This is a genomic window from Acidovorax sp. KPB24-07 (assembly GCF_057543315.1).
In genome coordinates this window covers 1-2,634 of the sequence record NZ_BAAJYS010000435.1, presented here as the reverse complement: position 1 = coordinate 2,634, position 2,634 = coordinate 1, and the positions used below count along the sequence as shown (strand labels likewise).

At 70.1% G+C, this 2,634-nt stretch carries 2 protein-coding genes; both read left to right on the top strand.

What is annotated here, in order from left to right; all coding sequences use genetic code 11:
- Positions 1 to 105: 105 nt before the first annotated feature.
- Complete coding sequence (locus AC27IQ_RS22175; protein WP_284431578.1) at positions 106 to 1,386, top strand: glutamate-5-semialdehyde dehydrogenase; 1,281 nt, start codon at positions 106 to 108, stop codon at positions 1,384 to 1,386.
- Positions 1,387 to 1,431: 45 nt separating this feature from the next.
- Positions 1,432 to 2,634 (top strand): Trk system potassium transporter TrkA (gene trkA, locus AC27IQ_RS22170; protein ID WP_487090819.1); only part of this gene is annotated, 1,203 nt, incomplete at its 3' end.

The following is a 2,634-nucleotide window of genomic DNA, read 5'->3' as shown; positions in this document are numbered from 1 at the left end:
CTAGGGCATTTTGCTATCAAATTGGTAGTGATTTCGCTCTCGAAGGTGAGCGGCGCGACAGCCCTGCGTTTCCGCGGCCGCGGCAACTGCGTCAAAATCACGCCCATGAACGCGCTCCACATCGCCGAATACACCCATGGCCTCGGCATCCAGGCAAAAGCGGCTTCCGCGCAGATGGCGCGGGCGCCCTCGGCGGTCAAGAGCCGGGCCCTGCTCGCCCTGGCCCGCCTGCTGCGCGAGCAGACCGCCCCGCTGCAGGAAAGCAACGCCCGCGACCTGGAGCGGGCCCGCGCCGCCGGCCTGGCCGAGCCCATGGTCGATCGCCTGAAGCTCACCCCCAAGGTGCTGGAAACCTGCGCGCTCGGCTGCGAGCAGCTCGCCGCCATGGGCGACGTGATCGGCGAGATCACCGGCATGCGCCAGCAGCCCAGCGGCATCCGCGTCGGCCAGATGCGCGTGCCCATCGGCGTGTTCGGCATGATCTACGAGAGCCGCCCCAACGTGACCATCGAGGCCGCCAGCCTCAGCATCAAGAGCGGCAACGCCTGCATCCTGCGCGGCGGCTCCGAGGCCATCGACTCCAACAAGGCCCTGGCGGCCCTGGTGCAGCAGGCCCTGGCCGAGGCCGGCCTGCCCGAGGACGCGGTGCAGCTGGTGCAGACCACCGACCGCGAGGCCGTGGGCCACCTGATCGCCATGCCCGAGTACGTGGACGTCATCATCCCGCGCGGCGGCAAGGGCCTGATCGAGCGCATCAGCCGCGACGCCAAGGTGCCGGTCATCAAGCACCTGGACGGCAACTGCCACACCTATGTGGACGATCCCTGCGACATCGCCATGGCGGTGAAGGTGGCCGACAACGCCAAGACGAACAAGTACAGCCCGTGCAACGCCAGCGAGAGCCTGCTGGTGGCGCGCGGCGCGGCGGCTGCCTTTTTGCCGCAGATCGGCGCGGTCTATGCCGCCAAGGGCGTGGAGATGCGCGGCTGCCCCGAATCGCTCGCCCTGCTGGCCGGCGTGCCGGGCGCGAAGCTGGTGCCTGCCACCGAGCAGGACTGGAGCGAGGAATACCTCGCCCCGATCATCAGCGTGAAGGTGGTGGACGGCCTGGACGAGGCCATCGCCCACATCAACCGCTACTCCAGCCACCACACCGACGCCATCCTCACCACCCACCACGGCCACGCCCAGCGCTTCCTGCGCGAGGTGGATTCGGCCAGCGTGATGGTCAACGCCAGCACCCGGTTCGCCGACGGCTTCGAGTACGGGCTGGGCGCCGAGATCGGCATCAGCACCGACAAGTTCCATGCCCGCGGCCCGGTGGGCATCGAGGGCCTGACCTCGCTCAAGTACGTGGTGCTGGGCGAAGGCGAAGTGCGCGGCTGACGGTCCCTATCGAGCCTGCGGTCCGGTCCAGCCCAAAACACTGACATGAAAATCATCATCCTCGGCGCGGGCCGCGTCGGCTGCAGCGTGGCCGACAGCCTCGTGTCCGAGCAGAACGACATCACCGTCATCGACACGGACGCCCAGCGCCTGCGCGATCTGGAATCGCGCTTCGACCTGCGCGGCGTGGTGGGCAACGGCATCGACCCCGAGGTGCTGGCCGAGGCCGGCGCGCGCGACACCGACCTGCTCATCGCCTGCGCCGCGCAGGACGAGACCAACCTCGTGTGCTGCAAGGTCGCGCAGCTGCTCTTCAACGTGCCCACGCGCATCGCGCGGGTGCGCTCCTCCGGCTTCGAGCACGACCGCGAGCAGGCCGCGCTGCTGCTGGGCAAGGACGGCTTCGCGGTGGACCGCATCATCTGCCCCGAGGAATCGCTGACGCGCTACATCGGCAAGCTGGTGGAGTACCCCGAGGCGCTGCAGGTGCGCGAATTCGCCGGCGGGCGGGCCTGCCTGGTGTCGGTGCGCGTGCGGGCCGGCGCGACCGTGGCGGGCGTGCGCATCGCCGACATGCGGGCCGGCATCCCGGACGTGGCCATGCGCATGGTGGCCATCTACCGCCGCTTTCCCGAAGAGCCCGACCGCTTCATCGCCTGCGACGGCGACACGCGCATCGCGGCGGGCGACGAGGTCTTCGTGCTGTCCGCGCGCGAGCACATTCCCCAGGTGCTGGCCGCCATGCACCAGCGCGACGGCCAGCCCGCGCGGGCGGTGCGCCGCATCATGATCGCCGGCGGCGGCCGCGTGGGCCTGCGCCTGGCGCGGCAGCTGGCGCAGCAGGGGCGCTTTCACATCAAGGTGATCGAGGGCGATCCGGACCGCTGCGTCGAGCTGGCCTCCACGCTGCCCTCCGAGGTGCTGGTGCTGCAGGGCGATGCCACGGACGAAGACCTGCTGGGCGACGAGAACGTCGAGGAGGTGGACCTGTTCCTCGCGCTCACCGACGACGACGAGGACAACATCATGGCCTGCCTGCTGGCCAAGCGCATGGGCGCGAGCCGCGTGCTGGCGCTGATCAACCGGCGCTCGTACGCCGACCTGATGCACGGCACGCAGATCGACATCGCGCTGTCGCCCGCGCAGGCCATGCTGGGCGAGCTGCTGGCCTACGTGCGCCGCGGCGACGTGCAGGCCGTGCACAGCCTGCGCCGGGGCGTGGCCGAGGCGCTGGAGATCGTGGCGCGC